The 26,737-nt window shown below is 61.3% G+C and carries 22 protein-coding genes; 9 read left to right on the top strand and 13 right to left on the bottom strand.

Annotated elements, in window-relative coordinates; all coding sequences use genetic code 11:
• Positions 1-21: 21 nt before the first annotated feature.
• The 8 genes from IPM16_01900 to IPM16_01865 form a co-directional block, all read right to left on the bottom strand.
• Positions 22-2,223, bottom strand: a complete 2,202-nt coding sequence (locus IPM16_01900; protein ID MBK9121865.1) for a hypothetical protein — start codon at positions 2,221-2,223, stop codon at positions 22-24.
• 214 nt (positions 2,224-2,437) lie between these two features.
• Positions 2,438-2,878, bottom strand: coding sequence for a multidrug resistance protein (locus tag IPM16_01895; GenBank protein ID MBK9121864.1), 441 nt, complete (start codon positions 2,876-2,878; stop codon positions 2,438-2,440).
• A gap of 25 nt (positions 2,879-2,903) precedes the next feature.
• Positions 2,904-5,606, bottom strand: a complete 2,703-nt coding sequence (locus IPM16_01890; GenBank protein ID MBK9121863.1) for a glycoside hydrolase — start codon at positions 5,604-5,606, stop codon at positions 2,904-2,906.
• Positions 5,607-5,721: 115 nt separating this feature from the next.
• Positions 5,722-7,332, bottom strand: a complete 1,611-nt coding sequence (locus tag IPM16_01885; GenBank protein ID MBK9121862.1) for a hypothetical protein — start codon at positions 7,330-7,332, stop codon at positions 5,722-5,724.
• A gap of 69 nt (positions 7,333-7,401) precedes the next feature.
• Positions 7,402-8,952: a hypothetical protein gene (locus tag IPM16_01880; protein ID MBK9121861.1), complete on the bottom strand. Its 1,551-nt coding sequence runs from the start codon at positions 8,950-8,952 to the stop codon at positions 7,402-7,404.
• A 26-nt stretch (positions 8,953-8,978) separates the two neighbouring features.
• Complete coding sequence (locus IPM16_01875; GenBank protein ID MBK9121860.1) at positions 8,979-10,295, bottom strand: NAD(P)/FAD-dependent oxidoreductase; 1,317 nt, start codon at positions 10,293-10,295, stop codon at positions 8,979-8,981.
• Between the two features lie 15 nt (positions 10,296-10,310).
• Positions 10,311-10,673, bottom strand: coding sequence for an EamA family transporter (locus IPM16_01870; GenBank protein ID MBK9121859.1), 363 nt, complete (start codon positions 10,671-10,673; stop codon positions 10,311-10,313).
• Positions 10,674-10,721: 48 nt separating this feature from the next.
• The gene (locus IPM16_01865; protein MBK9121858.1) at positions 10,722-11,456 is read right to left on the bottom strand and encodes a glycosyltransferase family 2 protein; all 735 of its coding nucleotides are present in this window, start codon (positions 11,454-11,456) and stop codon (positions 10,722-10,724) included.
• A 315-nt stretch (positions 11,457-11,771) separates the two neighbouring features.
• On the opposite strand from IPM16_01865, the gene IPM16_01860 reads away from it, so the two are divergent.
• Entirely contained in the window at positions 11,772-13,070 is a 1,299-nt protein-coding gene (locus IPM16_01860) for an oligosaccharide flippase family protein (protein MBK9121857.1), read from the top strand.
• 84 nt (positions 13,071-13,154) lie between these two features.
• On the opposite strand, the gene IPM16_01855 is transcribed toward IPM16_01860, so the two are convergent.
• From IPM16_01855 to IPM16_01835, 5 genes are all read right to left on the bottom strand, one after another.
• Positions 13,155-14,171, bottom strand: coding sequence for a Gfo/Idh/MocA family oxidoreductase (locus IPM16_01855; GenBank protein MBK9121856.1), 1,017 nt, complete (start codon positions 14,169-14,171; stop codon positions 13,155-13,157).
• Positions 14,165-15,265 (bottom strand): DegT/DnrJ/EryC1/StrS family aminotransferase, encoded by a 1,101-nt coding sequence (locus IPM16_01850; GenBank protein MBK9121855.1) that lies wholly within the window; start codon positions 15,263-15,265, stop codon positions 14,165-14,167. Before IPM16_01850 ends, IPM16_01855 begins: the two co-directional genes overlap by 7 nt.
• A gap of 55 nt (positions 15,266-15,320) precedes the next feature.
• Positions 15,321-15,908: an N-acetyltransferase gene (locus IPM16_01845; protein MBK9121854.1), complete on the bottom strand. Its 588-nt coding sequence runs from the start codon at positions 15,906-15,908 to the stop codon at positions 15,321-15,323.
• A gap of 154 nt (positions 15,909-16,062) precedes the next feature.
• On the bottom strand, positions 16,063-17,184 hold the full coding sequence (locus IPM16_01840) for a glycosyltransferase family 4 protein (protein MBK9121853.1): 1,122 nt from the start codon (positions 17,182-17,184) through the stop codon (positions 16,063-16,065).
• Positions 17,185-17,205: 21 nt separating this feature from the next.
• The gene (locus tag IPM16_01835) at positions 17,206-18,552 is read right to left on the bottom strand and encodes a CPBP family intramembrane metalloprotease (protein ID MBK9121852.1); all 1,347 of its coding nucleotides are present in this window, start codon (positions 18,550-18,552) and stop codon (positions 17,206-17,208) included.
• A 95-nt stretch (positions 18,553-18,647) separates the two neighbouring features.
• Here IPM16_01835 and IPM16_01830 point away from each other — a divergent pair, with 95 nt between their 5' ends.
• The 8 genes from IPM16_01830 to IPM16_01795 all read left to right on the top strand — a co-directional run bounded on the left by IPM16_01830 (position 18,648) and on the right by IPM16_01795 (position 26,737).
• Positions 18,648-18,878: a hypothetical protein gene (locus IPM16_01830; GenBank protein ID MBK9121851.1), complete on the top strand. Its 231-nt coding sequence runs from the start codon at positions 18,648-18,650 to the stop codon at positions 18,876-18,878.
• 421 nt (positions 18,879-19,299) lie between these two features.
• Entirely contained in the window at positions 19,300-20,280 is a 981-nt protein-coding gene (locus IPM16_01825; GenBank protein ID MBK9121850.1) for a glycosyltransferase family 2 protein, read from the top strand.
• Between the two features lie 13 nt (positions 20,281-20,293).
• Positions 20,294-21,370: a glycosyltransferase family 2 protein gene (locus IPM16_01820; protein MBK9121849.1), complete on the top strand. Its 1,077-nt coding sequence runs from the start codon at positions 20,294-20,296 to the stop codon at positions 21,368-21,370.
• Positions 21,371-21,438: 68 nt separating this feature from the next.
• Entirely contained in the window at positions 21,439-22,533 is a 1,095-nt protein-coding gene (locus IPM16_01815; protein ID MBK9121848.1) for a glycosyltransferase family 4 protein, read from the top strand.
• Positions 22,520-23,074: a hypothetical protein gene (locus IPM16_01810; GenBank protein ID MBK9121847.1), complete on the top strand. Its 555-nt coding sequence runs from the start codon at positions 22,520-22,522 to the stop codon at positions 23,072-23,074. The genes IPM16_01815 and IPM16_01810 overlap by 14 nt, the downstream gene beginning before the upstream one ends.
• A complete protein-coding gene (locus IPM16_01805; GenBank protein MBK9121846.1) occupies positions 23,071-24,405 on the top strand; it encodes a hypothetical protein in 1,335 nt (444 codons plus the stop codon). Before IPM16_01810 ends, IPM16_01805 begins: the two co-directional genes overlap by 4 nt.
• A gap of 24 nt (positions 24,406-24,429) precedes the next feature.
• On the top strand, positions 24,430-25,536 hold the full coding sequence (locus IPM16_01800; GenBank protein ID MBK9121845.1) for a glycosyltransferase: 1,107 nt from the start codon (positions 24,430-24,432) through the stop codon (positions 25,534-25,536).
• Between the two features lie 67 nt (positions 25,537-25,603).
• The gene (locus IPM16_01795) at positions 25,604-26,737 is read left to right on the top strand and encodes a glycosyltransferase family 4 protein (GenBank protein MBK9121844.1); all 1,134 of its coding nucleotides are present in this window, start codon (positions 25,604-25,606) and stop codon (positions 26,735-26,737) included.

Here is a 26,737-nt window from a genome sequence, read left to right as displayed (position 1 = left end):
CCGGATGGGCATGCTCAGGGCTTACGGCGTAATCGCCAAGGCGAACGAGCCGTAGTCGTAGTCCCCGTAGTCGAGGCTGCCTTCGCCATCGGTCGTCTTGACCCATGTGCGCAGGTGCAGCGAGAACGTGCAGCGGGTCAGCCCGTCAGGCGGAACCGGCGGATGCGACAGCATGTGGCTGAACGTGTGGCTCGGGCTGACGGCCAGCGGACCAGCAGGTGGGTACCCTGCGTTGTACGGGCTGGCGCTCACCATATGATCGGATGGCCCGCCGAGGCCGCGCCGCCACCACAGCGAGTGGTAGAGCAGGAACATTTCCTGCGGATGGTAGGCACGATAGCCGACGCTGAAGGTCTGGCTGCCCGGCCCCTCGAGGAACTGACACTCGCTGGTATTTGGGCTGCCGCCGACGCGCAGATCGACGATAACCGCCTCGGCCACGCGGTTATCCCACCACAGCATGTGGGTCAGGGCCGCATACGGCACCACGGCCGTCGGGCCGAACTCCTGATACCAGCGGCGGAACGTGAAGGCGGCGGTCGAACCCGGCACGCCGTCGCCCGGATCGGCGGTGCCGGTCGGGCGCAAGCGGCGTCCCGCTGCGTTGAAGACCTCAAGCGTCAGCAGGTATCGCCCCGGCGTGTTGAAGCGAGCTTCCTTCGTGTTCAGGTAGCCGTGGTATTGATTGCCCTGCCAGTCCCGATCGAAGTCATACGGGATCTTGTACAGGTTGCTCTCCGTCCCGACGGTCACCGGGCCGAGCGATTCGGGCAGTACATCGCCACCGCCCGTGAAGTATTTCCATGACAGGCCGTCGGACAGATACTCGGGTGCGCCGGTCGGCTGGCCGGTGGCATCGGTCGGGCGCACGCTGATGCGATAGTACACGGCGCCGATGTCGCGCATCGGCTCGCTGAAGTGATACAACAGCTTCAGCGTGCCGCCGAGGTTGCGATTCTTCAGCACGCCGAGCGCACTGGCCGGATTAGCGACCGGGTCGATCAAGCCGCTGTTGTAGGCCGCTGGGCCAACCTGATCCCAGCCCGAAGCGTTCGGCGTTGCGAGCCGCCAGCTGTTCGTATCACCGATATCTTGCAGGAGCGCAAACGGACCCTCGCCCGGGAAGTCGTTATGCCGGCAGGCACGCGCACGGACGTCATACGACACCAGCGATGCGTCCTCATCATAGTCGAACCAAATGTTCGCGGCGACGCCGTCATAGATGGTCGTCCAGACGCCGTTAATGAGCTGGCGAACCTTATACGCGTACTCCTGCTTGCAGTGCGCCATAACGAGGTACGGCCATTCGCTCCAGCAGATCTGGAACCGCCCGTCCGGGTTGATGAACCCTTCGGCGACCTTCTTCGGGGCGCTGCACTCGTTGCGACATAGCAGATAGGGGCGCGCGTTGATGTAGGCCACGAGCTGCTTTTCGGGCAGCGATTTGATCGCGTGCAGGTCGCGGCGTGCGTTGAGCACCCTCATGTCAAGGGCGCCGCTGCGCAAGAACGGTACGTCGAAGGGCGGCGGATCGGGTTCCGGCCTCGGCGGGAACGGCAGGTCCGGCGCTTCGACGATCGGGCCGATCAGGTCCTCCAGATCGCGCACCAGTTCGGGCAGCCGGATATCCCCGATGACCCACGGCTCGCAGCAGCACGTGCGGCGGTAGACCTCAACCACGCCGCTGCAAATCACGTCGCAGTGGACGGCCACCACCAAGTCGGGCGGTACCAGTCGTTCGCTGACGTCCAGCGCGGCCCGCGACTTCATCGTGACGGCGCGTGCTTCAAGGAGCGGGTTGGTAAGTGCGCCGGCCTGCTTGGCAAAGTGGCGGATGATCCACGGACGGTAACAGCGCTTCACGCTGCCTGTAACGCACTTGGTGAAGAAGAACCACTTCTTCCAAATTCCTTCGGCGACGTTGAGCACGCCGGCGTTCCCGATCAAGTCAAAGAACTGCTCGGTGCGATAGGCGACTTGTACGTCTTTGTCAACATCGTCAGGGGACTCGGAGCGTGGGCTGAGGATAATCCGGTGCGCCTTCTTGGCGACATCGGCCGGCAGATCGAAGCTGCCGTCAGCCCCGACAGGTGCGGCGACCAGCACTTTTCCAGCGCGATCGACCGCAAGGACGGAGATTGCAGGACGTTCATCTCCCTTTTCGTAACCTACCAGATTGAGGCGGAACTTGCGTTGTTGACGACCACCTTTCGTTTCAGCCATGGTACACCCCCATGTCTTTTGTCCGGGCGCGACGAGATTGCACACGCCCCAATCTCATTATATGACCGTGCGGAATCGATTAGTGGGTCGGAGGTACTAGTGGGGTGCGCGCACCGCAGATGGGATCGCGCCGCGAAAAAGGGCCATGCACACGAGTCCGAGGGGGTTCGCCGAGCCAGATTGCCTACAGCTTCGATGTCTCCACCAGCGACGTCTAGCGCGATTTGCGCTGCTCGCCACGCGCTATGACGAACAGACCGAGGATGATCACAGCAAAACCGCTCAACCGAAGCAGTGAGATGTTTTCTTGAAACAGGACCACGCTTCCAAGCAAGACGAGGATATACGCAACGCTCAAGAACGGTACAGCGAAGCTCAGATCGGCGCGCAGCAGCGCCACCAGCCACAGCACTGCGCTGATGAAGAACACCGCCAAGCCTAACAGCAGCAGCGGATTGCTGAGCAGTCGGAGCAGCGCCGGAATTGATAGCTCAAGGACGCCGAAGTCATTCATCGCCGCTTTGAACAGAAGCTGCCCCCCGGCCGAGAGGAACACGCTCAACAAGATCATACCGATTGCGCTGACGTTTGCCGCGCGCTGGTTGCGCTTGTCTGGTGTCTGGCTTTCAGCGGGACTGACTGGTCGAGTCTGCATCACTAGTCCTCACGTTGCTCGTGCGCTACGTTATGTCAGGTGCCGGCGGCGCTGGCGCAGCGGGCAATCCCAAAAGCGGCGCCGCTGCCGCGCTTTGCGCATCGGTAAGCAAATACGAATCCATCGCATGCGCCCCGACCGTTGTGGACAGTCCTCCCCCGGCAACGACCGCACTGCCGGTCGGCGTTTCGACATGTGTCACGGTCTGTGCCTCGACGATCGGGTGATCCGTCAAGCCAAGCTGAACGCTGCGCGGCGTGTCAGTCACGTTCCACATCCGGGCCACTAGCCCGCCACCGTCGTCTGCTGGCTTGAGCGCCCACAACATCACATCCGGGTCGCTCATCGACACCAACGAAAACTGCTTGGCGGACAACACGGGCTCGCTTCCGACTACCGTGCCCGTTACAAACGGATTCTGGTGTCCCAGCGCAAACCGCATACACTCCGCTGGATTGTAGCCGTCCGTGACGGTGAGCGCGAACCGCTGCTGCAGTTTCGTATATCCGGCCTGATTCGGGATGCCGAACGACCCGTCGCCGCCGACCCGACCACCGGCGAGAACGTCCAGACGCGCTTTCGAGGAATCCAGCTCGTACGGCGTGCTGGCGCCTAGCCGCATGAAGTACGCTTCCCAGTTCGACAGTGTGACGCCTGTGCCGGCGCCGCCCTGCACGTGCACGAAGTGATTGAGTGTCAGCCAGTCGTACCGTGCGTTCTGGGTCGAGTAGTGTCCGCCGTTGCTGGTCAAGCGCGCACGCAGAATCGCGCCGACTTCTTCGTGCCAGATGTCCGGGTTGTCGAGGTTGAAGCTGTAACGCCACGTCTGCGTATCGTCGAACGCCTGCGAAATGTTGTTGTCGATGTCGATCCGGTCGAGGTTGCGAACCAACGTGATGCGGGTCGTATGGGCGACCGGTCCATTCGACGTCGCCAGCAAGGTCACCGTAACCGGTCCGGCGCTCTCGACCGTGATCGTTCCGCCGCCGCTGCCGAGGTCGTTGATGAACCGCCCGCCGGCATCACGCGCCATTTCCGTGTTTCCGCGCGTCTTGTCGATCCAACTGGTGATCGCTCCGTTCTGGGCAACCGTAACGCGATACCTGTCGTTCTCCAGCACGTTTCCAGCCACCGTGGCGGCGTCGCTGAACGGCACGCCCGACCCCGCGCGGACTTCAAACACTTTATAGCCGACTGCGGGCACGTTATCGGCAAAGATTCGCAAATATCGCTTGCCCTTGATCGTGACGAACTGATGCGGAACCGTGCTCTTGTCGGTGCGGTCGATGACGTAAATGTCCTCGCTGCCGCTGTACTTGTAATCGGCGTAGTCCGAGCGCACCCACTGCAGCGGATTGAACACGAAGAAGCGGGTCTTGGTCGCTTTGCCTTTGATCAACTCACCCAATGTCGCCGCAGCGCTCTTGAGCAGCTTCTTGCCGTACTTCTTTACGGCTTTGCGCTGCGCTTTTTGCCACGCCACGCGCTGCAGACCGTAGACGTCCCACACGCCGTACGCCTGACCGAAGTTATGCTCCCAGTACAGGCCGAGCGCCATCCACGCGGCATCGCGCAGCGTCTTCCAGCCAGACATGAACAAAGGCTTGTATAGCGTGACCAGTGAGGCCAACGCCTCCGACGACCGCAGCAGTTCGACCGCACGTTTAACGGCGGCGGATTCCTCGGCGAGCGACGCGCAGAACAGATCCCAGTCGTTGCCGAAGCTGAGCGCAGCCGTCTCGATCTGCGTGCCGTACGTCGTCTCAAAGTCCACGAAGAAGTCGTGTTCGTTCGAGACGATCACCCGGCGTGACGCGTTGGACTGGTTCTGTGCGGCCAAGATGAAATCGTCGGTGAGGGTTTTGAAGTCGTCCCACCCCCGCCCGAACGCGCCGATGACGTCATACGGGTAACGAGCGCGAAACTCCGGATCTTGATCGAGGTAATCGACGATTGTCCACGGGTTACGAGCCTCGGCATAGCCGCCGATGCCCATGTTGTCGCCCAGCATCGAGTTCCACTTCATCAAGACACGGCGGCCGTCCAGCCCCTGTGCCCAGTAGATCTCGCGCGGGCGGATGTTCGCACTCACCAATGTGTCGCACTGGCAAATGCCTTTCCAACTGAATCTGGCGCCGGCGCCAGCCCACAGCGAGATCAGACCGAGCGATAGGGTCTGGTTCTCCATGGCAATTGCCATCGAAAACCGGAAGTCGTGCTTTCGTTCGAGCTTTCCGGCGTAATACATTCCGCGCAGCACGGCTTCGGCCGGTGCGCCGCCCAAGCATACGACGAGCGCGTTCATCGGAACGCTGATGTGGCCGTCCTTGATGCGGTTGATCAGCCGCGCAAACGCCTGCGACGACTTGTTGCGCTCGTATTCCCAGATCCACAGCGTGCCATCGGTGTTGAACCGGCACTGATAATCCGACGGATTGCCAGCGGTTGTGTCGGCGAGGTCGAGGTAGTAATCCAACATCTCGATGAACGCCTGCCGGTAGTCGGCGTCGTTGGCCGTCCAGAAATAGTCAGTGTGATCGTCCGTGGCGATGTAGATACGCTTCTGCACGCCCTGCTGGACAACGTTGATCCGCAGCGGAAGCACCCATCCCGCGGCGAGCACCAGCCCGATCTGAAGGGCTTCGCGGCGGCTTGGGCCGGTATGCGAGTCACAGGTAGGATCGGCAGCTTCGGATGCTGTCGGATCCTGCTTCTCTTGGAATTCCATGAGACGTTCCCTCTTTGGTCCTGTCTCTAGTGTAACAGGACTTCCGAAATGGGCGCCGGCGAAGTACGGCGTAGTACAGAGTTCGTAGGAATACTCTCATCACCGCTGCGCGATTTCACGGCGCGGGGCGCTTCTCGAAGATCTTGTATGCCCCGAAAGTCTCGACTAGCACGTAGTTGCTTAACCGTTCGGAGTCGTAGAGATCGCCATCGCGCGAGCGCGGGCCGACAACGACGAAGCCCGGGTCGACAACGTCGCGAAAATCGTACACGTCGCGTGCCGGCACGTCGGTCTGGCTGTTCTCGTACGAGTTGAACTGAGTATCCACGCTGATCGGCGGGAAGTGGTAGTTGTGGCGCGAGATCACGCCCAGTTCGCGATCCCACGTTTCGACAACGGCACCGACATCGGCAACCTCGTCCAAGTACGCGCCGACTCGATACGCGCTGTCGTCGCCGAGCCGCACAACGTAGTAGAACGCGCGCAGCGACGGCAGCACAATCGTGATCGTCAGCCAGCCGAGCGCAAGCATGACGGCGATCCAACGGAGCGACAGGGCCGGTGCTGCGCCCGACTTTTGCATGTTTCCCCCCGCACGTACGATTGCGGTGAAGGCATCGACTGCAAGCGCACCGGCGAAGATCGTCGCAATCATCTTGGTCGGAATTCCGATCCGCGGCCAGCCCGTCGACAGCACGAAGAACAGGCTGCTAAACACGAACATCGTCGTGACGGTTCCCCATGTCAGGCCGTCTCGCGTCCGGCCCGTCGAGCGCCACAGACCGTACAGCAAGCCCGGGATGAACAAGCCCCCGAGTGTCAGCCCGTTGGTCAGCCAGTAGACGTTCTGGATCTTGTTGAGCGGATCGAACACGAAGTAGGCGCTGCCGGCGGTGGCCCGCACGGTCTCCCAATCGGCGACGGGGTCGCGCATGCCGGATCCGTTTACGAAGTATGTGAAGTAGGTCCAGCCGAAGAAGATCGCGCCGGCCACGACGCCCGGAATCACGAAGTAGTCCCATCGGCGTTGGCGATACCAGACGACGTTCGCGATCCACAGCACGAGCAGCGATGGCAGCACGAAGAACGCATATTGCATCTTGGTGATCGAAACGAAGCCAAACAATACGCCCGCCGCAATCAAGCGGGCCCGGCCCGGATTGTCCGTTAGCCAAATCAGCAGCCCGGCGAAAAGCAGTGCAAGACCCGGCCCTTCGCCCAGTACGATTCGGAACAGATAGGGCATCAAGTTGCCCCACCCGAACAGCGCGAGCAGGATAACGAGCACGGCCGCACGCGGCGTCATCAGGCGCAAGCACAACAGCATGAGGCTCGCCATCATCACAAAGCCATAAAGGGCGATCACAAGGCGTGCCGCGGGTAATGATGGCTCGACGACCTTGAACAGGGCGGCAATCGGAAGGATGACGGTAGGGCCAGTGCTGATCACCGGCCCGAGGAAGTTGTATCCGTCGCTGTTCTTCTCGGCGTAGATGCCTTCTTCTGCGAACGTGCGCGCGACATTGATGTATGCGCCCTCGTCAAAGTCCGGCGGCGGATACACGTGTTGGCGATACGAAAATAGGAAGGCGACAAGTGCGGCAAGCAGCACGCCGACGACCCGCAGGTCGACCGCCATCAGCCATTGACCGGCCCGAACAGCGAGTGCGTCAATGCGTGACGAGATCTCGTCACGCTGGTCTGTGTCTGTACTGTGGTCGGGCATCGCAGAAGTCCCTCTGGTTCATCACGGCATGTGACACAGCCATTGGTGCATCGCGCCGCCGCATCGTGCCTAACGTCGGGCGTAGATCTCGTAAGGCCCAAACGTCTCCACCAACTCGAAATCGGCCAGCTTCTCTGGTGAGTAGAGCTCGCCCTTGCGCCCCAGTGGACCAATCACCACATACGCCGGATCGACGAAGTCGCGGAAGTCGTACAGCTCTCCGGCGGGTGTGTCACTCAGACGGTGCTCGTATGCGTTAACCTGCGCTTCGACAAGCTGGGGCGGGAAATGGTAGACATGGTCGCTGATGAGCGAGAGTTCTTTTTCCCACGACTCGACAATCGTCTCGAGCGGGGCGTTCTGGGTAAGGTACTCGCCGACCATATAGGCGCTCGCGTCCCCGAGCCGCACGACGTAGTAGACAGCGCGGAAGCTCGGCAGCACGACCGTGAAGATCAGCCACCCCGAGACGAGCATCAGCGCAATCCAGCGCGGAGTCATGGCCGAACCGCGCGATTCGCTGCCCCGCGTCGCGTAAATCACGGCCTTGAACGCGTCGAACACGAACGCAGCCACAAACAGCGCCGCCATGATCTTGGTCGCGATCGACAGCCGCACCCACCCGATCGACAGGATGTAGAACCCGCTGCTCAGCAGCAGCATCGCCGTGAGGATTCCCCACACCAACCCGTCCCCGCTGCGGCGGCTTGACCGCCACAAACCGTACAGCGCCGCCGGGATGAACAGGCCGCCGTGGATCGTGCCGTTGACCAGATTAAAGACGTTCTGGACTTTGTTGGTCACGTCGAGGACGAAGTAGGCGCTGCCGGCGGCAGCCTGTACCGTGCTCATGTCGGCCGCTGGATCGCGAATTCCGACGCCGTTGAGGAAGTACGTGAAGTACGTCCAGCCGAAGAAGACGATGCCGGACACGATGCCGGGGATCACGAAGTAATCCCACCGGCGCTGGCGATACCACACCATGTTGGCGATCCACATCAGCAGCAGCGCAGGAAGGACGAAAAACGCGTACTGTACCTTCGTGATCGTCACCAGCCCGAACAGCACGCCGACCAACACCAAACGGATCGGCCCGGGTCGCTCGGTGAGCCAAAGCACGAGCGCCGTGAACAGCAGCGCCAACCCCGGCCCTTCACCGATCACGAGCCGGAACATGTAGGGCATCTGATTGCCCCAGCCGAAGAGTACGAGCAGAACGGCGAGCAGAACGGCTTGCGGGCGCATCAGCCGCAGGCACAGGATGGTGAAGCTCGCCATCATCAACAGGCCGTAAGCGGCGATCGTCAGCCGCGCCGCCGGGATCGACGGGTCGACAAACTTGAACAGCAGCGCAATCGGTAGGATCACCGTCGGCCCGGTACTGATCACCGGCCCGAGAAAGTTGTAGCCGTCGAGATTCTTCTCGGCGTAGATGCCGTCCTCAGCGAACGTCTTGGCAACGTTGACGTAGGCGCCCTCGTCAAAGTCCGGCCCCGGATACACGGGCTGCCGGAACGTAAACAGAAACACGGTGAGCACGGCCAGCGCGAGCGCCGCCAAGCGAAAGTCGCGCGCACGCGGCGTATCGCTCACCACATAGTCGACTAGTCTGTCAATCACCTACGCCCCCTCCGGTGTCCGGTGACTCAAGAAGCGCTTGTCCCACCCTGCCCCAGCACAGCCGTGATGACCCGTTTGGCGAGGCTGGTCACGGCCTCGCCGTTGCTCAAGTCGGGGTACAACATGACCGTGTTGGCAACGAACAGGCCCGGGATCGGGCTTTGGATCTGCGGGATCTCGTTGGTCGTGCCCATCGGCCGCAACGGCTCGACATAGCGCGCGCGCTGCACAAGAAACTCGACAACGCTCGACTCATCGAAGTCGGGGAACATCTGCTTGAAGTAGCGCATCCACTCGTCGCGGACGCGCTCGTCCGACCATGTAGCGATCTCGCTGTTGGGCGACAGATACTTGGGCAGATAGATCAAGTGGTTGCCGCCCACATGCTCCGGCGCGATCAGGTTCGTCGTCTCGACAACCGCGGTAAACGGGATACGCGGGTCGGTGATGTTCAGGACGTAGTACGGAGTCAGCGGCTTGTTGAGGATCATCAGCGGGCACATGACACCCAGATACTGCTGCTTGGCGAGCAGGGCACGGTAATCCTGCGGCCCGCCGGGGATCAGCTCGGCGATGTACGGCGAGGGCACCGTGGCGATGACGATATCCGCCGCAACGTCTTCCCCGCCGACACGCACACCGACGGCGCGCCCGTTCTCCATGTTGACCTGCTCGACCGGCGTACTGGTCGACAGGGTCACGCCCATGTCCGCGCAGTGCTTCGCCAGCGCCTCGATCAGCGTGAAGTAGCCGCCGATCAGGTAACACATCATCTCCTTCGACGTGACGCCCTGCCGTGTCGACATCATACGGCGCAAGCGCGACCAGATGTACGTAGCCGGCACGTCGACGGCTTCGGCGTCGAACTTGGCGCGCAGCAGCGGACGCCATACCTTCTCGACCACGCCGCGCCCGCTGACGCGAGAGAGCCACTGCTCGACCGGGATGGTGTCCATCTTGGCCGCATCGCGCTCGAACTGGGCGAAAATCACCTGCAGCGCCAATCGGAACCGCTGAAACAGGTTCAGCGGCGGGAACATCATGAAGTCCTTCGGCGTGTTGAACGGGTACAGGTTCCCGCTGTCGTAAAACCCCTGCTTGGTCTCCGTAAAGCGCAACCGATCCTCGACGCCGGTCTCGCGGATGAGTGTTTGCATCGTCATGTCGCTGCTGAGGATCGTGTGGTAAAAGCGGTCGACGCGCACGCCATGATAATCGAGGTACGTCGCCAGGCCGCCGATATTCGGGGAGCGTTCGTAGACGTTGATACTGTGGCCCGCACGGGCAAGATGATAGGCGAGGGTCACTCCCATCAGACCCCCGCCAACGATGGCAACCTTCATGCTTGACCTTTCGTGTCAGAGCCGTGCGCTAAGCCCGATGAGCAGCACGCCGAATATGACGACCGCAAAGCCGATCACACGCACGCGTGAAATCTCTTCGCCGAATAGATAGTACGATCCGATCATAATGCCAATGTAGCTCAGGCTGGCAAAAGGATGGACCAGGCTAACGTCCATGCGCGACAAGGCCATCAGCCAGAAGATGACGCCGCATCCATAGACGAAAAGCGCGCCGATGGTCAGGGGCGAAAACAAGATACGAACCACGACCGGACGCGTATCGCCCGTCACGGCCGCGACACGGCGCATCGCGAACTTGAGGCCGAGCTGTCCCAAGATGCTGAACAATGTGCTGAAACCGATAATCACCCATTCCATGAGCGAAACGTTTCTCCTATGGGCGGTGGGCAGGTGTTTGGGCGGAAGTCAAGCCTGCTCCGGCGGATGCAGCGGTGCGCGGCGGAGCAGAATGCGCGCTTGAAACTTGAGATGCGCCCATGTCGTGCGCGCGATCTTCAGGCTCGACTGTCCGTACGCACGCTGATGCAGGATGGTCGGAAACTCCGAGACCCGAAACCCCATGCGCAGCGCATTAACGAGGATTTCGGTCACAGCCAAGAACCCGCTGCTTTCGAAGTACACGCTCTTGACGACCTCACGCCGGTACGCACGGAAGAACGACGTCCACGTATGTACTTTCCACGATACCAGAATTCGATACAGCGTGGAGGCACCAATGCTGAACAGCAGCCGGTAGCGTGGCACGCCTTCCACCCCGCCTTTTGGGTGATAGGGCGAAGCCGTTACGAGATCGACAGCGTCGCGCTCAAGCTGCGCAACGATGACCGGGATGTTCTCGAACCGGTACGTCCCGTCAAAATCCGTCGTGACGACGATATCCCCGACAGCCGCCGCAAATCCGGTGCGGATGGCCGCGCCGGGGCCTTGATTCTGCAGGTGCTGCACGACGTGTATTCGCGTATCGCCGTCAAATTCTGCTTTGAGCTTCGCCACGGTGTCGTCTTTGCTTCCGTCGTCCACAAAGACGACCTCGACCTCGTACGTGGCCGCGAGCTGATCGAGCACAGGACGCAGCTTTTCGGCGGTATGTGCAACGCTTTCACTCTCGTTATATGCGGGAATGACAATCGACAGCTTCATGGAGTCCGACTTCGGTGAGGACCAACACAGCGTCAACTATAGCCGTGTAACTATCGTATGCCAACCGGTCTGCCCCGTGATTCCTCAATCAACCACGAAGTTGTCAGAGTTTGTCAACAGTTCGCAATGATTCGGCCCCGGGGGGTCGTTGTATAATGCAGGCGTCTGAGGTTCAAAACGATGATGATCCCGCGCCGATGGGATGTGTATGTCTCCGGTGCGTTCTTCTTCCGATTTGCGTTCACGCGCGCTTGTCAGCATGTCACTTCACACCATCGAATTCGACGGCTCGGGGCCGTTAGGAGTTTGCCTGTTATGTCCCAGCAAACCGCTGTGGATCGTGCCCGTATCAAGACGCAACCTGAGATGCGCGTCCCCGTACAACGTGTAGCACGCAACGCGTCGTATCTGGTCGTCGGGCAGTTTCTGATTCAGGTCATTCTCGCGCTCAACGGAATTCTCGTCGCGCGCTTCCTTGGCGATGCCATCTACGGTCAGTACACCGCCGCATTCGCGTTCGCCGGGATCTTCGGGCTTGCCTTTACCCTCGGCGTCGACGCGTTGATCGTCCGCGAGATCGCGCGTTCGTCCGATCCTGACAAAGCACGGGAAAGCCTCCGTCCAGCCATCTGGCTGCGTATCGTCGCAATGCCACTGGCGCTTGCGCTGATCGCGTTCGCCGCGACCGCAGTGAACTATGCCATGCCGGTCTGGGGCTACATTATGATCGTCGCCCTGATTCTCGGTATCAACGGCCTTGCCGATCTCGGGCGTGCGGTGTTTCAAGGGCTGCAGCGCATGCAGTACGACACACTGACGCGCCTCTTCGACAAGTTTATCGGAATGGCCACAATCGTTATCCTGCTGGCGGCCGGAGTCCGTGCGCTCGATGCCATCCTGTTGGCGCTCTTGGCTGCGGCTGTCGCGGGTCTGGTGGCTAGTTGGGCCATGGCCTATCGCATGATAGGGTGGCCGAAACTCGGCAAACCGCACGGCACGGTCAAGCTGATGCGGGCCGCGCTGCCGATTGGTGGAAGCCTCGCACTCGTAAGCCTCTACTTGCAGCTTCCGACGGTCATCCTATCGTGGTTCGCACCGGATCGCGAAGTCGGCCTTTTTGGCGCAGCGAACGGCACTGTCAGTCCGTTCTTTATGCTGCCAGTCGCGCTTGGAACAGCCTTGCTGCCCGCGCTCGCTCAGAGCGTCTCCAACGACGAACGGACCCTGCGGCTTCACCTTCGCTACACAGGGCTTGGCCTATTCCTCGGCGCGCTGGTCACCGTCGCACTGCTGATCGGCGGGTACCTCGTCCTGGAATTCCTCTATGGCGAGCAGTTCATCGAGGCGATCCCGGCGATGCGTGTCCTCGCGCTGGTCGTCCCGCTGATCTTCGCCAACACCTACCTCACCAACTATCTCATCGCCCAGCGCCGACACAAGCGACTGCCTGCTGCGGCCGCCGCAACGCTGATCATGACGGCCATCTTCTCGCTTGTGTTCATCCGGAGCTTCGGGTTTGCGGGCGCGGCCCTAGCGCGCGTTTGCGCCGAGCTAGGCAACTTCGCGATCCTGTTCGTCATGTCGATCTACCAACATGCGAAGCTGGCGGACTGATAGTTTGCAGGTCGCAAAAAAGAAAAAGCGCGCGGAACGGGTTCGTTCCGCGCGCTTTCGATTCTATGGTTTGCTGGCTTGGTGCTACGCCAACTCGGGCTGACGTTCGTAGTCGATAACCCGCCGCTGCTCGGCCGAAAGGATGAACTCGCGTGCGATGCGCAGCGTTTCGAGGCCGTCCTCGCCGCTCACAGTCGGCTTGCGGCCTGTACGGACGGTCTCGGCGAAGTCGGCAAGCTCGGCCGCAAGCGGCTCGTGGCGCCCGATACGGAAACCGATCACGTTGCCTTCGCTGACACCGCGCAAGACGCTCAGCGTATCCCACTGGCTTGGCGCGGTCTCGTTCTCGTAGAAATACAATTCCTGCGATAGCAAGTCGCAGCGCAGCATGCCGCGCGCACCGGTAATGGTGATGCGCCGCACCTTCGCCGGCGTGATCCAGTTGACGTCCAACACGCCGATGATCCCGCTGCGGAAGCGCAGGATGCCGTTTAGGCCGTCTTCGCGGTCGCGGTTGATGGTGTGCAGGATTTCCCCGTACAGCCGGCTGATTTCGTCGTTCATCAAGTTGCGCAGCAGGTCGATGTCATGGGTGGCGAGGTCGGTGACGGCCCCGGCATCCTGAATGCGGCCCGGATACGGGCTCAGGCGCTGTGTCTGAATCTTGTAGATGCGACCGGCCATACCTTCCTGCAGCCGGCGCTTCATTTCCATGACCACTGGGTTGAAGCGCTCGATATGGCCGACCTGCAGTACGACCCCCGCCTTGCGCGCCGCTTCGATGAGCGCCTCGCCCTCTTCAAGAGTGGTGGCAATCGGCTTCTCGATCAGAAGGTTGATCCCGCGTTCGATCAGTTCAAGCCCGATCTGAGCATGAAGCGCCGTCGGCACCGCGAGCGACACCAAATCCGGCTTCACCTTGTCGATCATCTCGTGATAGTCGGAGAAATGGGGTACGCCTGTGCGTGCGCCGGCCTTTGCGGCTTCGGCCGGGTTGGCGTCTGCAACGCCGACCAGTTGAACGTTGCCTTCCATTTCACGATACACACGGGCGTGGTTGCGCCCCATGCTTCCTACGCCGACAACTGCTGCTTTCAACATAATGCGTTCACCTCGTCAATGATGAATTCGAGTTCTTCGGACGATAACCCCGGATGAACAGGCAGGCTGAAGACCTCGCGCACGGCGCGCTCGGTCTCCGGCAGGTCTAGCCGCGCGTAACGTTCTTCGCGCGCGTAGACCGGCTGACGATGGATCGGTTTCGGATAATAAGTGCGAACCCCGATGCCATTGCTGTTCAACTGCTTGACCGCCGTATCGCGATCGATTCCCGGCTTAACCCTGACCGTGTATTGGTGATACACATGCGTGACGTCTGGCTGAACGTACGGCGTGTCGACGCTGGTCAGCGCCTTGTCGTACAACGCGGCATGCTCACGCCGTTTGGCCGTCCACAGCGGCAGCTTTTCCAACTGCACGATGCCGATCGCGGCCGTAAGGTTGGTCATGCGCAAGTTGAAGCCCATCATCACGTGCTCGTACTGCTGGTCCATGCCCTGATTGCGAATAATGCGGGCTTTGCGCGCGATCTCTGCGTCGTTAGTCAGAATCATGCCGCCTTCAGTCGTCGTCATGTTCTTCGTGGCATAGAAGCTGAACGACGCCGTGCCCCATGTGCCAACCGAGCGATCGCCGGTCTTTGCGCCGTGCGCTTGTGCCGCGTCTTCGAGCAGGATCAGCCCGTGCTTGCGGGCAATCGCTTCCAGCGCGGGCATGTCGGCGGGCTGACCGTACAGGTGGACCGGCATGATCGCGGCCGTGCGCGGCGTAATCGCCGCCTCGACCGCCACCGGCAATATGTTGAACGTCTTCGGATCGATGTCGACGAAGATGGGCACCGCGCCGGTAAACGAGACGGACGACGCCGTAGCGAAGAAGCTGAACGACGGGATAATGACCTCGTCGCCCGGGCCGATACCGTGCGCCATGATCGCTGTGCTGAGCGCAGTTGTCCCGTTGCTGGTGGCGATCGCATAGGCCGCACCGTGGTAGGCAGCGAATGCCGCCTCGAACGCGGCAACGCGCTCGCCTTGCGTAATCTGGCCGCTGCGGAGCACCGCGAGAACGGCTTCCTCTTCCTCGACGCCGAGCTGCGGGCGCGAGATCGGTATATTGAAACGCGTGCGTTCGATCACTCTCTAAATCCTTTCGGGCCGCGCGTGATGCGCGCCGTGAATCATCTCGTTTCGGCTATAAGCAGCCGGGACACTGCCGCGCCGACTCTTGCGAGTCGTGGCGCACACCTGAGGCACACACGAACCCAATTAAGCGCGCCGGATTGCCGACGACTAGCCCGTAGTCTGGTACATCGGCCGTGACAACCGATCCGGCGCCAATCATCGCCCAGCGGCCAATCGTGATCCCGCATACGATCGTGGAGTTGGCACCAATCGACGCGCCCGCCGAGACGCGTGTTTCGCCCAGAACCCAGTCGTCCGCCGCCTTTGGGGAGAAATCGGGATTAACGGCGCGCGGGCGCATGTCATTGGTGAAACACACGTGCGGCCCGACGAACACGCCGTCCTCAATCGTCACGCCGTGAAAGACTGAAACGTAGTTCTGAATCTTGACCCGGTTGCCGATTTGCACGCCGGCGTCAACAAACACGCCGCGCCCCAACGTGCAGTCCGTCCCGATCGACGCACCACGCCGGACATGGCACAGGTGCCAAATGCGCGAGCCTTCACCAATCGAGGTGTCGGACTCGACCTCCGCTGAAGCGTGCACGAATGCGGACACGTGTAGGCACCCCCCTTGATGCTGCGCTGCCGCGGCCATAACCGGAACCCGTCACGCGCGGCGTGGACTGTTCCGAAACGAATCGTAGTTGTTTAGGCCAATGCGTACAAAAGTACTGGCATTAGCCCTTGTCCTCATTATATGCACATTTTCCGGCGTCCTGCATGCCAAATTATGAGAAGATGGAATCTGGTTACCTGTGCACAATCGCCAGATAACTGTTGAGCACAGCACGGGCCATGCGTTCCCACGTGAACTCGGCCGCCCGCGCGATTCCCCGAGTGCGCAGATCGTCGGCGAGTGCCGGGTCGGTCAGCAACCGTGTGACCGCATTGGCGATCGCGCTCGAATCTTCGGGATCGACTGTAAGCGCGGCGTCGCCTGCCGCCTCCGGCAGCGACGATCGGTTCGATGTCACGGTTGGCGTGCCGGCAGCCATCGCTTCGATCACCGGCAGCCCGAAGCCTTCGTACAGTGACGGAAAGGCGAATACTTCGGCGGCACGGTAGATCGCAGGCAGATCGGCGGCGTCCACATATCCGGTGAAACGCACATCATCTCGATAGGCCGAAAGGTCTGCCGCCTCGATGATCTCGCTGAAGCGCCAATTATGCGGACCCACAATTACGAGCTTGTGCGGCAAGTCCGACCGCCGGATCTGCGCGTAGGCTTCAATCACGCGCCGGACGTTCTTGCGTTCTTCCACGTTGCCCACCGACAGGATGAATCGTTCAGGCAGATCGTACTTCTCGCGCACGCTGCTGGTATCAGCCGTGCTTGCCGCTCGAAACTGCGCGTTCACCCCCGGCGCGATCACCTCGATACGGTCAGGTTTGACGCCGAGATGGCGCCGGATATCGGCACTGGACGGCTCGCTCACGGTCAACACGCGGTCGACGCGACGAGCGGCAAACGGAAGCCAGTGGCGGTAGATCAGCGAGTCCATTCGTGTGCTGACGCCCGGAAAGCTTAGCGGGATCACGTCGTGAATGGTGATGACCGAACGCGCGCGCCCTGTGCCCATTCCAAACGGGGCGACGCCGACCGGATCGTGAATGACATCCAGTCCGTGACGCGCGGCGAGATACCTGAGCTGCAGTTGCCCATGCGTCAGCAGCGCCGGCATGAGCCGGCAACCGCGCAGCGGTACGCGCGGCAGCGGAAGGTCGGACAGAGGACCGGCATCGCCCGCGGTCAATAGAAGCAGTTCAGGGGCGTCTGGCAGCGCCGCGAGCGCGCGAACCATTTCGACCGTGTATCGCCCAATTCCAGTAAAGGGTCGATCAAGCCCGTACGCGATGATGCCGACACGCATCGCAGCTCCGAGTGTCAGATGTCAATTGAACAAATACGGAAAGAACACGAGCGCCACAACGTTAGCGATGCCGTGGGCGAGGCCCGCGCCAAGCACGCTCCGGGTACTGCGAGTGACGATACCGAAAGCGACCCCTGTCGCGAAGCTCAGCAGAGCGAATAGGATTCCGCCGCCGAGCTGCAGCACCGCGTAAAGCATCGCCACGTAGACGACGCCGCGCCAGCGCATGATGTTGACCGCCGAACGTTGAATGAGTCCGCGAAAGATGAACTCGTCCAGTAGACCGGTCCCGGCGATTAGCAGCAGTCCCGGCCAAATCATCTCGACCAACGAGTTCACGCGAATGACCGGGGCCGATTGCATCAGAATGTACTGGGCCACGCCCAGACCCAGCCCGGAAAGGGCGGTCAGCCCTTGAATGGGTAGATTCTTGAACGTTAGCCCGACGAGTGGCCGGCCGTACCCAAGCAGCCTGTATGCGCCGAGGGTGACGAACGCCAGCGGGATAGCCACGACCACCAGCGCCGTCGTGACAGGCAGCGGCAGCAGCGCGATCATCAAGCTTAGGATTCGCAGCAGCGGGACGATCGCAAGGCTGACCAGCAGCCGAAACAGTGACCGATCCCAGATCAGCGACGCATGGATAAACGCGACGAACAACGTCAGCACATAGAGGATCAAACCAAGGATGGGAGTCAGCAGCAGAATCGATAGCTCGGCCGCGACGATGGCGAAAAAATACCCGCCGACCACCGACTCGATTGGGATCGTGTTCGACTTGATGCGGCGGTAGAGGGTTTGCATCCCTTCGCCAAGGCGCGTTTCGGTCAGCGGTGGAATGCGATCGTCACCTATGGGTGCGGTTTCGCCTTCGAGTTCTTCAAAGAAGTAGCTTTCATAGTCCGGGTCGATCGCATCGCGCAGGCGCGCTTCCGGATGACTTCCCCGCACCGCATTCCCAAGCGCAGACCACAGCATCGTGGCGCTGTTGGAGTCGGAGCGCACGCCGTTCTTGGTGGACTGCGTTTGAATTTCCGGATACAGCTGAACTAGCAGCTCGCGCGTCTCACGGATTCTCCGCCGCACTGTCCACGCGTTTGCGTTGAACAGCTTTGCGACCGCGCGGTAGGTCAGCCCCAGACGCGACCACAACAGTACCATCAAGAGGCTCTCGCGGGCGGTGAACGGCGTGTAGTCCATTCCGAGAATGCCGAACCGGCTACTGCGTGCCTTCATGTCGGTGTTGAGCGAGGCCACCGGCAGGTCGAGCTTGTCGACTACAATGTCGAATTCGGACTCCGACAGCCCAATCCATCGGGAAAGGGCCTGTGCGTCTCGCAAACGTTCGTACAACTGCTCTGCCAACATGGTGCGCAGATCGTGTCCTCGTTGTTGCGCCGAAATCACTTACCTGTGAGAATAAAGCTTGACATCACCTTTAGTGCAGGGTTGGTGAAGGCTATATGTCAGTACTGCTCTCCATGACCGCCCGGCTTTCGCCGGAGCTCACGGGCGCGCTCAGCTTAATCGCGGTTGTTACGCTGCTGTTTCTGCTGATCGGAAAGGACTCTGTCCTCGGGCCGGTCGGGCAGCGCAACAGCGTGATAAGCGCCGCATTGAATATCCTCATCGTGCCGCTGTGCGTCATCTTCGCGGTGCTCGTCATATTGAGTTTGGCACAAATCCTCGGTTAGGGCCAATTCGCGCCCGGGACCCTACCGTCGGCGCTTCTAAGCAACTTCTCATGTTACAGATTTCGCCAACTTTGTCGCTTAATCACCGCAAAACTCTGTACATCTTTCACAAAATCTAGAAGCGTTTCAGCCGAAAATCTGAAGCTTTCAGGCGCCAAAAGTACTAGACCGCTCATTGAACTACTGAGTGGTCTTCCTCAGAGTCACTAGTTGCCAAATCGAAAACTATAGTACTCTATTCACAGATGGAGGCTGCGTACTCATCTGATTGGCGACGCCGGTCGGTTAGTTCGGTGTGCTTCCGAACTGCACAACCCAGTGTGCAGCACGGGCGACGACGCTGGTTCTCATTTATCCAAGCCTCGCACCGCCGCCCAAGCCGGGGAACTCGGCGCATCATACTTCTTGGGGGGAAGTCATTATGGTTGCCGTAAAGGCGCAAGATCGCAGTCTTCCAGAGGGACTGAATATCCGCGAAGTCCCTCAGCCACACTTCGACGGCATTGTTGTCGCCGTCATTCCTGCTTACAACGAAGAGCGTTTCATAGGCAGCGTCGTGTTGCTGACACGAAACTATGTAGACGCCGTTGTCGTCGTTGATGACGGCTCCTCAGATCGCACGGCGCAGATCGCGCATTTGGCTGGCGCAACGGTCGTCCGGCATAAAGTCAACAAGGGCAAGGGCGAGGCGCTCAATACCGGTTTTAAGAAAGCGCGCGAACTCTTTCTGCCTAATGCGGTCGTTACGCTCGATGCCGACTGGCAGCATCTGCCGGAAGAACTTCCGAAGGTCGTCAAGCCGATTACCGATGGCGAGGCTGACATCGTGATTGGCTCGCGCTACCTCGAACAGACCAGCGAAGTGCCACTCCAGCGCGTAATGGGCCATCGCGGCTTTACCATGATGATCAACGCACTGTCAGGCACACAGGTGTCCGACTCACAAAGCGGTTTCCGTGCTTTTTCCCTCAACGCCATCAAGAACATCACGTTCAATACGAAGGGGTTCGGCGTCGAGTCGGAGATGCAGTTTGTCGCTTCCGATCAGCAGCTCCGTGTCCTCGAAGTGCCGATCACGATACGTTATCTCGATCGACCAAAGCGGTCGGTTGTGCGACACGGGCTCAACGTCCTGACGAGCGTGCTGCGCTTGATGGGTCAGCACCGGCCGCTGTTGTTCTTCTGGTTGATGGGCGGCGTCAGTCTGGTCGTCGCGTTCGCGCTCGGCTTGGCCGAACTGGAGCAGTACCGGCTAAACAACACCGTCGACATCGTGCTCGCAATGCTGATCGTGTTCCTACTGACCAGCGGATCGGTGGCGCTGTTTACCGGCATTATTCTCCACACCTTGCGCGGCTTCGTCCTCGAGTTGATCCGGCCGGTCATCAGCCGCGAAAACTAAGGGGGCGCAGCCGATGCGCAGTCCGGAGCAAGCAGCTCCCCGCGATACGCCGCGCGTGAGTGTAATCCTCGTCAACTACAACGCCGGGGCGTACGTTAGTCCGTGTTTGGCGTCCGTATTCGACACCGCGTACCCCGATGTCGAAGTTATCGTGGTCGACAACCAATCGACCGACGGCAGCGCCGAATGCGTCGCTGAACAGTTTCCTTCCGCGAACCTGATTCGGGCGGGCGCCAACCTCGGCTTCTCCGGGGGGTGCAATCTCGGCGCACAACACGCATCAGGCGCAATCCTTGCCTTCTTAAATCTCGATACCGTCGTGTCGCCAGACTGGCTCGCGCCGCTAGTGGACGTATTGGAGCGCGAGCCGGGAGCGGGCATGGCGACCCCGAAGATCGTGCTGCTAAACGATCCGGCGCGGGTCAATACCTACGGCAACGACGTCCACTTCACTGGGTTCGGCTACCTGCGGGCATGGCAAGAGCCAGCGGCCGGCCTCACACGGACACAGGAAGTGGCGGCCATTTCCGGCGCCGCCTTTATCATGCGCGCCGAAACGTTCCGCGAGCTGGGCGGCTTCGATGATCTGTTCTTTCCCGCCTATGCCGAAGACGCCGACCTGTCTTGGCGTGCGCGCATCGCGGGCTATCGGCTATATGCCGTGCCACAGTCGGTCATTCGCCACGACTACCGCCTACACTTCAGCCCGGCCAAGTTCGAATACCTCGAGCGCAACCGGCTGCAAATGCTGCTCAAGAACTATCGCTGGCCGACGCTGGTGGTACTCGGGCCTGCGCTGGTGCTTGCCGAAATCGTCGGCTGGGGCTTTGCGGCCGTCAGTGGCCGCAGCTATTGGACGGCGAAGTTGCGCGGCTACGGCTGGATCATCCGCCACTGGCGCACACTGATGCAGCACCGCCGTACCGTGCAGCGTACGCGCAAGTCACCCGATCGCGACATCCTGTTCCAGCACATCCATCGGCTCGGGTTCCGTCAGGTCGGAACCGGCGCGGCTTTGATCGCCGAGCGCGTCTTCAACCCGGTGTTCTGGGTGCTGTATCACGTCTCGCGCGGGGTGGTACGGTGGTAGCGACAATGGCGATGCGCGTGGCTCACCTCACGGCGACATTCTTCCCCTACCCCAGTGGGACGGGGCGCGTGTGTCTGCAGAATGCAGTCGGCGCGGCCAAGCTGGGCTGCGACGTCACCGTGATCACCAGCGCCGTGAAGGACGAGGCCGTCACCGACGATCCGCCCGGCCTCACCGTGCAACGCCTCCCAGCGGCGTTCAAGGTTGGCAATGCCCCGCTGCTTCCGGGTTTGTTCCGCATGGCGAAATACGACATCATTCATCTGCACTACCCGTTCGTATTTGGCCAGGAAATCCTGCACGCCGTGGCTGGACTGCGGCGAATACCGGTCGTTATCACCTACCATCAGGACTTGATTCTCTCGGGCGCCATGGGCCGTGCGGTCATGCTGCACGAAAAGACCGTTGGCCGCCTGATCCTGACACGCGCGGATCGCCTGTTGGTGACGTCGCGCGACTATTTCAACGCATCGCGAATCGCGCGGTTCTTCAAGCCAAGCGACCCGCGCGTCACGGAAATGCCCAACGGCGTCGATACCTCGCGCTTCACTGCCGACGTGGACACATCGGGCATTCGCGGCAGGTACGGTTTCTCGGAAGACGACGTCGTGCTTGCCTTCTGCGGCGGCATGGACACGCCGCACTACTTCAAAGGTGTCGACGTACTGCTGAATGCTGCTGCCCGCGTCGACGCGCCGAACCTGCGCCTGATGCTGATCGGTGACGGCGATTTGCGGCCGCGATATATGGAGGAAGCACAGCGCCTCGGCCTCGGCGAACGCGCGGTGTTCTGCGGACGGGTGCCCGACAGCGACCTGCCAAGCCACTACGCCGCCGCGGACTTCCTCGTGCTGCCATCTACTACGATGGGCGAAGCGTTTGGCATTGTGCTGCTCGAAGCGATGGCGGCAGGCAAGCCAGTCATCGCAAGCAACTTGCCCGGCGTGCGCACCGTGGTCGCCCCGGGCGTCGACGGGTTCTTGTCCGCGCCCAACGACGTCGACGACTTGGCAGCGCGCATTCGTGACATGCTGGATGCCGGCGATCGGCGCAAGGTGATGGGTCAGGCCGGGCGCGACAAGGTCGTGGCCAAGTACGACTGGTCGCGGATCAATGAACGCCTCGTGGACGTTTATCGCGAGGTCGTCGATGGCCGGCGCTAATGGGGGTCTCCCCACCCTCGGGCTTCCGCTGCCTGAGTACGCGATCGCGCTCGATTGGCTGGCGGTCCAATGCGTACACGACACGATCGATACCGGCGTGCTCTCGTCGGATGCGCGCCTCGCCACCGAGTTCCTGCGCAGAGTCGCGACTTGTCAGCCGTTTGACCCCGCCGCAGCGCAGCGCCGCGTTGTATTGATCCTGCCGAATATCAATCAAATCGAGGCCGTGGTCACTTCATCGTCGCCACCCGCCCAGCTCCTGATCGTAGCGGCCGGCGCGCTCTACCGATTTATCGGATCGACGCCGATGCTGCGTGCTCGGGCGTGTCTTAGGCTTGCGAACCAGCACGGCTACCAGCAGAGCGCGCCAATTTTACACCTGCACGGGGAAATCAGCGTGTTGTGGAGCATGGCCTACCGCGCATACAGCCGCTTCGGCCGTGACGATCTCGCTGGCCGTTCCGTTGTCCGCACGCGCGAGTCTTATCTGGGGCGTTGGCTGGGCACGCTCGCTCTGATCACCCTGCAAAAGGACGCATGATGCAGCAAATGGCCGAACCGATGATCGAGGAAACGCCCACCGCTCTGGCACAAAGCGCGGCCAACTGCGCCTATTGGCTAGAAACGATGCGGGTTCAGGGCGGGTTCGGCGGACCGGTTGTGCACTGGTGGCAGCACGCGCTGATGTTTACGGGCGCCGGAATCGACTGGCGCTACGAGGGAATCATCAGCGGATACCTCGACCTCTACCGTGCATCCGGGCTGTATTACTACCTCGATCGTGCGGTCGCCGCGGCCAACGACATCGTGAACGGGCAGGACGAGTTCGGCAACTTTGCCAACTCGCAGTTCCAGTTGAATCCATACACCGGTGGAACGCCGCATGAGGCCGCAGTCGACATCGCGCTGCTCAACGTCGCCGCGCACCTCAAAGCGGAGCAGGCTGAGGGATGGGAGGGTTACATCGCCGCAGCCCGTCGCAACATCGAGTTCTTCTACATTCGTAGGCTGTGGAACGCCGAACGGTACTGCTTCTTCGATGACACCCGTTCGATCACCATTGTTCCCAACAAGGTCGCCACGCTGTTTATCGCGCTGGCGCGGCTCAGTGAACTTAGCGGAGACTCGCGCTATCTCGACGCGTACGGCCTGCCCGCGCTCGACCACTGCCTGTCGCTGCAGAACGGGCGCGACGAAAATCGGGGCGCATTCGCGCAGTATATCGAGCAGGAACGCACGGTGAACTGGTACTTCCCGTACTACAACGCACGGATCGTACCGGCGCTCGTATTGGCCCACGAACTGACCGGCAGCGACAAGTACCTGTCGGCCGCAGTGTCGGCGATGAAATTCATTATGCGGCACATCGACACGGACGGCGGCCTACCACAAGTGCTGTACGCGGATGGACGTGCGAATCGCTATCCGCGTTGGGTGGCCGGCGCGGGCGATATTGTACTGGCCGGGCTGTCGCTCGTCCCGCACGGGTTTGCGTTCGACTATCAGCCGACGCTCGACTGGATTCTGGGCGGCCAGCTGGAGTCAGGCGGGTTTCAGACGGCGCACGGGTTTGCCTCACAGAGCAGTCAACAGACTCCGCCCGGACTTCCACACGCCTTCGACCTACTGCCCGTCGCGGGCTGGACGGACAAAGCGTTCGCTCTGCTGTGCCGGCTGCTGCCTGACAACACTTACATACCGCCCCCGACAACCGGCGCGGTAATGCGCGATTGCGTGTTCCGCGGAAAGCCGGCGCGCTTCCACGAAGACGACGACGTGCTCGACATTACGCAGGACGGCACGACTCTGTACGAATGGCGAAAGGGGGATTCGTGGGCCTGCACCGTATCGCCTGCCATGCTGTGGCGGTAGTTCCGTGCTGTGCTGCGAACCGCCATGGAGTACGCTAGCCTGCTTGTAGTTGCCGGCCTTGCTGCCGGTATCGTCGCAGTTCAGTGGTCGCGGTGGTCGCGCGATCGCCTGCTCGTCCCGCCAGCACGTCACGTCGCGGCAGCGCTGCCACCCCACCCTCCTAAAGTAAGTGTACTGGTCGCGGCATGGAATGAGGCCGCGCTGCTGCCCAGCCACATCGAGTCGTTCAAGCGCCTGCGCTACCCGAATCGCGAACTGGTGTTGTGTGCCGGAGGCACAGATGGCACGGTTGAACTGGCCGCATCGTCCCGTTCGGAATGCGTCGTCGTCCTCGAACAGCAGCCCGGAGAAGGCAAGCAGCGCGCGCTGCGCAAGGCCTACGAGCACGCGACAGGCGACCTCTTCTACTTGACCGACGCAGATTGTGAGCTTGATGACGAGTCGTTTGAGGCCACCCTCGCGCCGCTGTTGAACGACGCAGCACAAGCGGCGACCGGCGGGAGCCGCCCGCTCGATCGTCAGATGTCCACTCCGTTCGTTGTCCAGCAGTGGTATGTCGACCGCTACGTGCGCGCCCATTGGGGACCCAGCACGGACGGCATCCTGGGCCGAAACGCGGCCTTCATGCGGGATGCCGTCGAGGCGTCCGGAGGCTTCCGGTACGAAGCGCCAACCGGGACCGACTACGTCATGGCGAAGCGGCTGCGCGAAGCGGGTGTCACGATCCTTCATGCGCCAGCGAGTCAAATCGCCAGCGAATATGCGGCGGACTTCGGCACGTATCGCAGGCAGCAATCGCGCTGGCTTCGCAATGTAGTGCTGCATGGTGTCCGGTTCGGGGTGTATGGGGAGGCCGCACGCGGACTAGCCCCCAGCATCCTTGGCATGCTGATGATTGTTGGCACGCCGGTCGCAGTTCTGATCGGTCCATTACCCGCCGCGTTGACAGCAGCCGCGTGGCTGTTCGTCATCTTGAACCGCGCGCGTTACGTGCGCGCCGGCGAACGGCTGACCGGTACATCGTTTGGCGCGGGCTACTGGCAGATCCCGTGGTTTGTCCTGATCGACTTCGTCGTGTGGGCACTCGTCCTCCTCGACTATCCTTTCAAGGCGATCAGAACGCGATGGTAATTCAAGCGCACGTCCCATCGACTCGCTGTCAACCTCGCGCGATCTCGAATCGCGCGGGAGATGACTCATGAGTGCGCGACGTATCCCGGTCGAGTTGGTCGAGTTCGGCGCCGGCGATGCTGCCACTGGCATCGGCCGCTACGCGTCGGCAATAGGAGACGCGCTGCAGCGCCACACAGAGTCGGTCGATCCATGTCACCGCCGCTTCCAGTCGCTGCCCGGTGCAAATCGGGTCCAGACGCTGCGCCACCTACCGGTCGGAATCGCGGGCCGGCGACCGGGCAGCATCGTCCACCTGATGCAGATCATGGGCAGCGCCCTGCTGCGCTACCGCTCGATCCATCCTTCGGTGGTCACCGTGCACGACCTCGGCATGCTTGTGAGCCATGAGGACGACTCGCTGTTCACACCGCTTGGCCGCACATTGATGAAACAGCAGTTCCTCGGTTTGCGTCGGGCCGATCGACTGGTGGCGGTATCCGCATTTACGGCGCACACGCTGCAAGAGTCGCTGGCAGTGCCCCGCGACCGAATCCGCGTGATCTTCCATGGTGTCGATGCCGCGTACCGCGAACGACCCTCCGCCGCCGATCCTGCCGTGCTGGATCGGTATCGACCGCCGCGCACGCCCGGTGTGTTCGACCTGCTGTATGTCGGCAGCGAACTGCCGCGCAAGAACCTTGCAACGTTGCTCAATGCCGTCGCGATATTGAAAGCGCGTGGTCAGCCAGTTCGGCTGATCAAAGCCGGCGGCGCGGGCGGAGACCGGTGGCGACAGGCTACAGTTCAGATGATCTCCGCGCTTGGCCTCGATGGCGATGTCGTTTTTACGGGGCGCGTAGACGAGGCGCATCTGCCGCTGCTGTATCGCGTTTCCGATGTGTTCGTGACGACATCGCGGCTGGAAGGGTTTGGGCTTCCTGCAGCCGAAGCAATGGCATCCGGCACGCCCGTCATTTGTTCCGATGCCGGTTCGCTGCCGGAAATCGTGGGCGATGCCGGCCTGCTGGTGAACGCGGATGAACCGGAGGCGGTTGCCGCAGCAATCTTGCGGCTGCGCGACGACATTTCGCTGCGGACAAGTCTTGTCGAGCGAGGCTTGCAGCGGGCTGCGCTGTATACGTGGGAAAGAACGGCCGCGGAACTGGCCGACTTGTACACTGAGATCGCGCCCACCGAGGGTGCGCGGTCGAGCAGATAG

Origin of the sequence: Candidatus Flexicrinis affinis, assembly GCA_016716525.1 — a bacterium.
GTDB lineage: Bacteria > Chloroflexota > Anaerolineae > Aggregatilineales > Phototrophicaceae > Flexicrinis > Flexicrinis affinis.
This window is presented reverse-complemented; position numbering and strand designations above follow the sequence as displayed.

Coding starts and splice junctions, on each gene's coding strand:
- IPM16_01900 (MBK9121865.1), bottom strand. CDS start 2,223: ATGGCTGAAACGAAAGGTGGTCGTCAACAACGCAAGTTCCGCCTCAAT.
- IPM16_01895 (MBK9121864.1), bottom strand. CDS start 2,878: ATGCAGACTCGACCAGTCAGTCCCGCTGAAAGCCAGACACCAGACAAG.
- IPM16_01890 (MBK9121863.1), bottom strand. CDS start 5,606: ATGGAATTCCAAGAGAAGCAGGATCCGACAGCATCCGAAGCTGCCGAT.
- IPM16_01885 (MBK9121862.1), bottom strand. CDS start 7,332: ATGCCCGACCACAGTACAGACACAGACCAGCGTGACGAGATCTCGTCA.
- IPM16_01875 (MBK9121860.1), bottom strand. CDS start 10,295: ATGAAGGTTGCCATCGTTGGCGGGGGTCTGATGGGAGTGACCCTCGCC.
- IPM16_01870 (MBK9121859.1), bottom strand. CDS start 10,673: ATGGAATGGGTGATTATCGGTTTCAGCACATTGTTCAGCATCTTGGGA.
- IPM16_01865 (MBK9121858.1), bottom strand. CDS start 11,456: ATGAAGCTGTCGATTGTCATTCCCGCATATAACGAGAGTGAAAGCGTT.
- IPM16_01860 (MBK9121857.1), top strand. CDS start 11,772: ATGTCCCAGCAAACCGCTGTGGATCGTGCCCGTATCAAGACGCAACCT.
- IPM16_01855 (MBK9121856.1), bottom strand. CDS start 14,171: ATGTTGAAAGCAGCAGTTGTCGGCGTAGGAAGCATGGGGCGCAACCAC.
- IPM16_01845 (MBK9121854.1), bottom strand. CDS start 15,908: ATGGCCGCGGCAGCGCAGCATCAAGGGGGGTGCCTACACGTGTCCGCA.
- IPM16_01840 (MBK9121853.1), bottom strand. CDS start 17,184: ATGCGTGTCGGCATCATCGCGTACGGGCTTGATCGACCCTTTACTGGA.
- IPM16_01835 (MBK9121852.1), bottom strand. CDS start 18,552: ATGTTGGCAGAGCAGTTGTACGAACGTTTGCGAGACGCACAGGCCCTT.
- IPM16_01830 (MBK9121851.1), top strand. CDS start 18,648: ATGTCAGTACTGCTCTCCATGACCGCCCGGCTTTCGCCGGAGCTCACG.
- IPM16_01825 (MBK9121850.1), top strand. CDS start 19,300: ATGGTTGCCGTAAAGGCGCAAGATCGCAGTCTTCCAGAGGGACTGAAT.
- IPM16_01820 (MBK9121849.1), top strand. CDS start 20,294: ATGCGCAGTCCGGAGCAAGCAGCTCCCCGCGATACGCCGCGCGTGAGT.
- IPM16_01810 (MBK9121847.1), top strand. CDS start 22,520: ATGGCCGGCGCTAATGGGGGTCTCCCCACCCTCGGGCTTCCGCTGCCT.
- IPM16_01805 (MBK9121846.1), top strand. CDS start 23,071: ATGATGCAGCAAATGGCCGAACCGATGATCGAGGAAACGCCCACCGCT.
- IPM16_01800 (MBK9121845.1), top strand. CDS start 24,430: ATGGAGTACGCTAGCCTGCTTGTAGTTGCCGGCCTTGCTGCCGGTATC.
- IPM16_01795 (MBK9121844.1), top strand. CDS start 25,604: ATGAGTGCGCGACGTATCCCGGTCGAGTTGGTCGAGTTCGGCGCCGGC.